At 72.8% G+C, this 8446-nt stretch carries 5 protein-coding genes; 4 read left to right on the forward strand and 1 reads right to left on the reverse strand.

The genetic code is table 11. The features are described from left to right. Position 1: 1 nt before the first annotated feature. Positions 2–658: a ThuA domain-containing protein gene (locus FLX07_RS31495; protein WP_142575334.1), complete on the reverse strand. Its 657-nt coding sequence runs from the start codon at positions 656–658 to the stop codon at positions 2–4. A gap of 226 nt (positions 659–884) precedes the next feature. Here FLX07_RS31495 and FLX07_RS38080 point away from each other — a divergent pair, with 226 nt between their 5' ends. From FLX07_RS38080 to FLX07_RS31520, 4 genes are all read left to right on the forward strand, one after another. Continuing rightward, a complete protein-coding gene (locus FLX07_RS38080; protein WP_189105085.1) occupies positions 885–3122 on the forward strand; it encodes a serine/threonine-protein kinase in 2238 nt (745 codons plus the stop codon). A gap of 255 nt (positions 3123–3377) precedes the next feature. Beyond that, positions 3378–4718: a cellulose binding domain-containing protein gene (locus FLX07_RS31505; RefSeq protein WP_244311173.1), complete on the forward strand. Its 1341-nt coding sequence runs from the start codon at positions 3378–3380 to the stop codon at positions 4716–4718. A gap of 400 nt (positions 4719–5118) precedes the next feature. Beyond that, on the forward strand, positions 5119–7725 hold the full coding sequence (locus tag FLX07_RS31510; RefSeq protein WP_142575335.1) for an ATP-binding protein: 2607 nt from the start codon (positions 5119–5121) through the stop codon (positions 7723–7725). Between the two features lie 417 nt (positions 7726–8142). Continuing rightward, a partial coding sequence (locus FLX07_RS31520) for a hypothetical protein (RefSeq protein WP_142575952.1) occupies positions 8143–8446 on the forward strand: 304 nt, incomplete at its 3' end.

An 8446-nucleotide genomic window follows, 5' to 3' on the forward strand; every position in this document is an offset into this window, starting at 1 on the left:
GTCAGTCTCCGAGGAGCCACCGCGCCGCACGCCGCAGCAGTGTGCGGCGCACCGGGTTCTCGTAGGACCGGGTGTCGTGGCCGAGCGCGTCGTACACGACCCGGCCGCCCGCCACGGTTCTCGCCCACAGCAGGGGCTGGTCTCCGGAGTACGCCAGCGGCTCCACGTCCGGGAGGACGTCGAGGTCGGTGTAGACCTCGTCGGTCACCTCGAAGTCGGTCAGGCCGTCGACGATCGGATGACCGGCGCAGAGCCGGACCTTCGCCGGGCCGATCGGCGGGTGGTACGACGTGCCCCACCTCCAGGCGCCGCCCAGGATCCAGGCCCACTCGGGCCAGTCGTCGAAGCAGAGCGTGGCGGCGTGCACGGCCAGCAGCCCGCCGCCCCTCGCGAGGTGATCGAGCAACGCCTGCCTGACGGAGTCCGGCGTCTCGAAACGCCAGCGGTCCCGCTCCTCCGCGAAGTCGCCGCCGTCCATCCTCCATCGGAGCGCGTTGACCGTGATCAGGCCGGTCGGCGCGGGCTCGGCCAGGGCCCCGGCGACGTCCTCGGTGATCTCCGACTTGATGCCGATCCCGGCGAGCACGTCCGCGAGGGCGGCCGAGGTGGCCGGGAAGTCGTGGGCCACTCCCCCGGACAGGATGAGATTGCGCGGCATGAGAGCACCTTAGGCTCCCGGCCGGACCGGGCTCCGCCCGGGAGCCGTGGGCCCGCGACCTCGCCGTACGCGCGGCCCGGCACGTGAGCACGCGCGCCGGGACTACATCCGCAAGGTGACTTTTTTGCTCCGGTGACAACCGCCCTTTCGGGTGAGACCTTGAGTCAGGGCCACATGCGGCACGGCTGAACTGGTCGAAGACGACCTGATCCGAGGGGGCGGCGTCATGAACGCCTGGTCGGTCCCGGGCTACCGGGAGGTGCGCGAACTCGGCGCGGGTGGCGCCGGGCGCGTCGTGCTGGCGACCTACATGACCACCGGCGCCTACGTCGCGATCAAGTACCTGCGCGAGGAACTGCGGCGGGATCGGCGTTTCCTCGCCGGGTTCCGGCACGAGGCCCGGATCATGGTGGAGCTGAACGATCCGAACATCGTGCGCCTGTACGAGTACGTCGAGGCGCGCGACGGCGCGGCCATCGTCATGGAACTCGTCGACGGGGTCTCGCTTCGCAGGATCCTCGGCGAGCACGGCTCGACCAGCCCGGAGGCGGCGCTGGTCGTGCTGAAGGGCTCGCTGGCGGGCCTGTCGGCCGCGCACGCCACGGGCATCGTCCACCGGGACTACAAACCGGAGAACGTGCTGATCCAGGCCGACGGCAACAGCAAGCTGTCGGACTTCGGCATCGCGACGCCGAGCGGCTCTCCGGAGACCTCCGCGGGCACGCCGCCCTATATGGCCCCCGAGCAGTGGTACGGCGGGCCCGCCGGCCCGGCCGCCGACGTCTACGCCGCCACCTGCGTCTTCTACGAGTGCCTCACCGGGCGCCGACCGTACCGGGCCGACGACCTGACGGCGCTGCGCATGCTGCACCGCAGCGCCCCCATCCCCGCGGCGGACGTGCCGGGCTCGGTGCGCGGTTTGGTGACGCGCGGCATGGCCAAGAACCCGGCGGACCGGCCGCCCACGGCACGCGCGTTCATCACCGACCTGGAGACCGCCGCGACCGCCGCGTACGGGTCCGACTGGGAGCAGCGGGGCCGCCGGCACCTGGCCGAACTCGCGACCCTGCTGGCGCTGACGTTTCCCCTGGCCGCTCCGGCCGAGCCGGTCGAGGCGTCCACGTCCCTCGCCCGGACCGTGTTGTCCGAGCGGCTCGCGCGCTTCGCGCCCCGGTTCGCCATCGGCGCCGCCGTGCTGTCGGCCGTCGTGATCGCGGCGGTGGTCGCGGCCAACCGGCAGACCCCGGTCGCGCGGGACACCCTGCTCACCCCGCCACCGCACAGCGCCCCGGCGGCGCTTCCCCCGGCCCCGGACTCGGCCGGGACGGCCGCGCCGGCCGCGCCCGATGAGACGGTGCCGGGCGAGACTGTGCCCAATGAGACAGTGCCCGGCGAGACGGTGCCGGACGAGACGGTGCCGGACGAGACCTCGGAGGCCGCCACAGGACCCGCCGGTGCGGGGCCGGACGAGAACGCCGGGACGACGCCGCCCGACCTGTCCGGCACGCCGGTGGCGTCGGTGTCCACCGGACCGGCCGCGCCGCCGGGACCTTCCGGGCCGCAGGGGAGCGCCACCCCCTCCCACATGGGGGCGACCGCGTCGCCCGCGCCGGCACGGGTGACCGATCTCGGCATCGCGGCGTTCGACGGCCAGGCGGTCACGGTCGACGTGCGGGCGAGCACTGCAGCCCGGGTCCAGCTCACCGCGCGTTTCGCCTCCGGGCCGTCGCCGGACGCGCTCGCCGCCGCGCCCTCGCAGACGGTCGGGCTGCGGGGTGCGACGTCCTACCACATCGGGCTGCAGCAGCCTTTCCCCTCCCCTGCCTGCGGAACCACCGTCTACCGGCGGGTCGAGGTGTCCACGGTCCCCGCCGCGCGGGGAGGAATCCGTACGCGCACGCGGAAACTGACCGGACCGGCCTGCCCGGCCCCCGCGGTCGAGGGTGTGGCGATCGATGATTGGGACGGCAAGAGGGCGGCCGTGACGGTGCGGACCTCGGGCAAGGGCCCGGTCGGGGTCTCCAGCGTCTTCACGCGCGACGGCCGCGAGGCGGCGTCCGACACTCGCACGCTCTCGGGCCACACGTCCTACTCATTCACGGTGCCCGCCGGCCTCGGCGCCGTGGAGTGCGGCAGGAGGGCCGTGTTCGGGGTACGCGTCACGACCGATCCGGCCGATCCCGGCGGGCCGCGCCAGGCCGAGGTGCGGGTCGCCGGCCCCCGGTGCCCAAAGTCGCAGGAGTCGCCCTCGGGGCCCGCGAAGGAGAGTCCGGGTCCGGCGAAGGACCCCAGCCCGGCGACGAGCCCGACGAGGAGCCCCGCGCCGCCCGAGTCCCGCCGCCCCGAACCGCGCAGTCCTGAACCGCGCAGCTCCGAACCGCGCAGCCCTGAACCGAAGAGTTCGGAACAGCTAGACCGGGGACAGCGGAGTCCGGATCCCCAGGACAGCTTGCGCCTCCAATGATTTCCTGACCGGCGACGTCGAGCAGGAGGCGTGAAATATTCACCGCCGTCCTGACGGCCGGCCTTTCACACGCGTCCCCGAAGCACCTGCTCAGCAAAGCCTTTACGTCGCGAGACGAAGTAGCCTTCATATCAAGTTACTTGACTCGCTCATTTGTGCCGGGATTGACTCGCGCTCCAGGAGCTCACCACCCGTCGACATCGGCGTCCTGAATCGTCAAGGCAAACACGCGTTGTCTCGGAGAGGGAAAAGCCCGTGCGAATCGACAGCTCTTTCCGCCGGCGGCCGAGGCTGTCCGCTGCCGCCGCCGCGCTGCTGACGGCCGGCGTCACGGTGACCGCGGCCCACGTCGCGTCGGCGGCCACGACCGGATGCGAGGTCGGCTACACGGTGACCAGCCAGTGGCCCGGCGGCTTCGGCGCCAGCGTCAGCGTTCGCAACCTCGGCGACCCGATCAACGGCTGGAGGCTGACCTGGTCGTTCCCGGCCGGGCAGACCATCACACAACTGTGGAACGGCTCCCCCGCCCAGTCCGGCTCGCAGGTCACCGTCACCAACGCCTCCTACAACGACGCCGTCCCCAGCGGAGGCAGTGCCGACTTCGGGTTCAACGGGAGCTGGAACGGCTCCAATCCGGTGCCGTCCGACTTCGCCCTGAACGGCGTGACCTGCACCGGCGGCGTCACCTCCCCGTCGCCTACTCCATCTCCCACCCCGTCGCTCACCCCGTCCCTCACTCCCTCGCCGTCGCCCTCCCCCACGGCTTCGCCCTCGCCAAGCGCCAGTCCCTCCCCAAGTGCCAGTCCCACGCCGCCGAGCCAGCCGGCCATCGACAACAACTTCCCGGTCACCCGGGAGGGCGCGTACGGTACCAACCGCTACACGGTGTTCCGGCCGACGAACCCCTCCGCCGTCGGTCGCCCCATGCCCGTACTGGTCTTCGGCAACGGGGCGTGCGCGCACACCAACGGGAGCGAGGTGATCCAGGCGCTGACGTTCATCGCGTCCCGCGGGTTCGTCGTGGTGGACACCGCATCAGTGGACGGCTCGTCGAACGGGGTGCAGAGCGGGTCCCCGATTCCGTCGCTGCTGACCGACGGGATCAGTTGGGCCGAGCGGGAGAACGCCCGCACCGCCTCGCCGCTCTACCAGCGCCTCGATCTGTCCAGGGTCGCCGCCGCCGGCCACTCCTGCGGGGGGCTGGAAGCGCTGGTCGCCGCCCAGGACCGGCGGGTCAAGAGCGTCGTCTCGCTGGACAGCGGGTTCTTCGCCGACGGTTCGTTCGGATATCCACGCTCGGAGCTGTCCAAGCTGCACACTCCGGTGATGTTCATGGACGGCGGGTCCTCCGACATCGCCTATGACAACACCCGGGCCAACTACGACCTCGCCCAGGTGCCGGCCGTGCTGGCCGAGCAATCACAGGCCGGTCACGTCGGGTTCATCACCGGCGCCCAGATGAGCGAAGGCATGACCGCTGTGGTCCAGTTCCTGGACATGACTCTCAACGGCAACGCCACGGCGCGGTCGTACATCCTGGGCTCCTCGGGCCTGGCGGCCAGGGCCTCCTGGACGGTCCGCAGCAAGAACTTCTGATCCCGTACGCCGATCGAGTGACCGCGTCCGGCGCAGGCGCGTCCCGGGGTGATGACGCGGCCGGGGTGATGACGCGGCCGGTGGACCGCGATCCCTCCGCCACCGCGCCCCGGTCCCCCGCTGCGCGAACGGGCCCGCCGGACGGAGGTCGGCAGGAAGACCTCGTGGACTGTCAACAGACCGACATCACGGCGGCGGTCGGCCCGCCCAAGACGGCGGCCGAGATCGTCGCCCCTCAGGAGACGCCGACCGTCGCCGCCGTGGCCATGTTCGAATCTTGATACACAGATCCCCTTGCGATCACTCTCTGAGCGCGTCACATTTCGTGTGAACGTTCAACATTTCCGCCGCGTCCTACCTAAGACCAGCGGGACGGATGCGAAGGGAGTGACGGCCAGCCGTGGACGTACCGGCCGTCGGGGAGGGCCGCGCGGGCGCGCTCGGCCGGGTGGTCTCGGCCCTGTCGAAGACGCCGCGGACCGTCCTCGTCCTCGGCGAGGCGGGCATCGGCAAGACCCATCTGCTCGGCGAGGCCGCGGCACGGCTGAAGGGGTTTCGCGTACTGCGCGGCCAGGCCCGCGAACTGGACGGCGGGCGCGCCTACGCCCCACTCGTCGAAGCGTTCGGGGCGGTGGGCGGCGAGGCCGCCGACGTCCTGTCCGGTCTGCTCGACGCGGTCGACCAGGCCGCGCTCGGACACCCCGCCGCGGCGCCCGGCGCGATGGCCGCCCGGCTGCTGGAGTCACTGCCGGGCCCCACCCTGCTCGCCATCGACGACCTGCACCTGGCCGACGCCGACACGCTGAGCGTGCTGCGGGCCCTGCCACGCCGCCACGACGCCGTCGCGATCCTCGGCACCGCCCGCCACCCTCCCCCGCTCGACGTGGACCTGTCGATCCGGCTCCAGCCGCTGACCATGACCGAGGTCGCCGAGCTGGTCACCACGCTGCTCGGCCGCAGGCCGAGCGACACCGTCCTGCGGCGGATCCACGTCGCGAGCCGGGGCAACCCGTGGTTCGCACAGGAGGCCGTGCTGGCCCTGGTGCAGGGCGGCGCCGTACGCTCGACGGATCCGGGGGCGCGGCGCGGCGCGATCCTCAGCCGGCTGTTCCAGCGTGACCGGGGCGGACGCGACCTCGCCCGCGTGCTGGCCGCGCTGTCGCGTACGAGGGAGGCCGCCGATCTCCCCGCGCTCGCCGAACTGGCCGGGCTCGACCCGGATCAGGCCGAGCGTGCCTTCGACGCGCTGGTCAGGGACGGCGTGGTCGCCAGGAACGGCGACAGCTACGCGCTGGCGCACCCGCTGGTGGCCGAGGCGCTCTACGACGACCTCGGCGCCTCCGGCCGGCGCGAGGTGCACCGCCGCATCGCCGACATGCTCGATCGTGAGGGGCTGACCGGGACCAGGCGGGTCCTGGAGTGGGCCACCCACATGGCCGAGGCCGGGCCGCCCCCCGAGGCCCTGCCCGCGGTGCTGCGCGCCGCCGAGCTGACCCGCTGGACCGCGCCGCTGTCGGCCGCGCACTGGTACGGCAAGGCCGCCGAGCTGTCTCCGCAGCCCGGTGAGCTGCTGGCCAGGCAGGCTCTCGCGTACTGGAAGGGGTCGCGGCCCGCGCTGGCGCTCAACTCGGCGCAGCGGGCCCTCGCCGTGCTGCCCGCCGGCCGCCGGCGCACCCGCGCCGCATACACCGCGGTCGGCGCGGCCCACGTGATGGGCTGGTACGAGGTGGCCCTCGACGTGGCCCGCCGCCAGATCCCCAAGGCCGACGACGCCTCGGCTCTGCTCGCGCAGCAGGCGGTGGTCAGCGCGGAGATGGGCCGTCCCAGCCGGGAGTCCGCCCGGCGGGCCTGGGAGGGCCTGTCCGACTGCCCCCCGCAGGACCGCGCGATCACGGTCGGCTATCTGGCCATCCACGCGCTCGTACGGGGCGACTGGGCCGAAACGCAGCGGGCGGTCGACGACCTGCTCACCTTCGCCGCCGCTCTGCCGCCGGGCGCCCGGCTCGCGTCGCTGGAGTCGGCGGCGCACGTGCTGGCGATCGCCGGGCTGCGTTCCCGTGCCGTCGAGGTCCTCGACCAGGCCGAGCAGATCCACCGCGGCCTCGGCTGGCACGACATCGCCGGACAGCACGTACGGACCATGGCGGTGATCCGGCGGATGGGCGGTGAATGGGCGCGCGCACTGGAGGAGATCGCGGTCGCGGGCCGCGCGCTGGCCGAAGCAGGCCTTCTGGAGAACCTCGCCCTGCTGCGCAACATGGAGATGGACATCCTGCTCGACCAGGGCAGACTGGAACAGGCCGCCCGGGTGCTCGCCGACCCACCGCCCGGCTCCGCGCTGCAGCAGGGCATGCGATGCGTGCTCCGCGCGCGCCTGGCGCTCGGACGGGGCGACATCGCCGCCGCGCGGCGCGAACTCGCCCACGCCCTCGCGTACGAGGTGCCCGAGGTGGTGCACCGGGCCCTGGCGATCAAGGTGCTGGTGACGGGAGCGGCGGGCGACGACGCCGGCTGCCGGACGGCGGCCTCCCGGCTGGACGAGCGGTCGGCGAACGGCACCCCCCGCGCCCGGCTCGCCGCCGACCTCGCCATGGGCTGGGCGTTCCGGGATCGCGCGCGGACGGGCGCGGCGCTGGAGCAGGCCCGCGCCGACGGCCTGCCGTTCGAGGAGGCCCAGGCCCGGCTGACCTTCGGCATGCTCGGCGACACGTCGCAGTTCCCTCGGGCGCACGCGATCTTCAACCGGCTCGGCGCGGCCCCCTGGGCGGCGCTGTCCGAACGCCGCCTGCGGGAGGCCGGAATGGTCCCCGAACCGGCGGGGCGTCTCACTCCCGTGGAGCGCCGCGTCATCGAGCTGGTCGCCGACGGGCTGAGCAATCCTCAGATCGCGGAGGAACTGCACTACAGCCGCAAGACCGTGGAGGTCTATCTCACCCGGGTCTACGCAAAGACCGGCCTGCGGTCGCGCGTCGAACTCGCCCTGGCCGTCGAACGCGGCGAACTGTGACGCGGGACCGGCTGTGACTCCACGTTTGTGCTGGTGGGGGGTTGGAGTCGATAGTGCGTTCGAGATAGGGTGAGGGCAGCCGTTACAGGTGAGCCTAGTGGGCGGGCCCTTGGTGGCCGTACGCCGTGTGTTGAGCCGAGTCTGTGTGAGGGAAGTCCCGGTCCGGGCGGCCGGGAGTCGTTCAGTCGCCTTCGTCTCCGCTCCCGGGGGTCCCGCACCGTGTCCGCGCCTTCGCCCGCGCCTTCATCCGCACCCGTGTCCGCGTCGGTGTCCGCACCCGTGTGCGCTCCTGGGTCCGGGCCTGTGTCTGCGTCTGTGTGCGCTCCTGGGTGCGTGTCTGGGTGCGTGTCTGGGTGCGGGCCGGGTTCGTCGTCTGCTGCCGCGGGGTCGTCTTGGTGTGGGGCGGACGGGGTGCCGGTGGCGATTCCCGCAGGGCTGGCGGTGATGCCGCCGGGGGCCGGGCTGGCCCGGGTGCTGGCGGGTATCGATGTGGAGCAGGTGTCGGGGTTCGACACGGTGGAGGTGCTCAAGGCCGCCTACCGGCAGTCCTGTCACGAGCGGGCGCGGTTCCTGCACGCGCTGCTGGAGGTCGGCCTGCGCGAGCAGTTCACCGGCGACAGCGTGGTCCGCCTGCACGTGCCCGATGAGTTCGCTCCCGATGAGGCGCGGGCGGCGCTGGTGTGGTCGCGCCGCCGGGCGGACTCGGCGTTCGATCTGGCGT

This window comes from Microbispora bryophytorum, assembly GCF_006874465.1.
Taxonomy (GTDB): Bacteria; Actinomycetota; Actinomycetes; order Streptosporangiales; family Streptosporangiaceae; genus Microbispora; species Microbispora bryophytorum.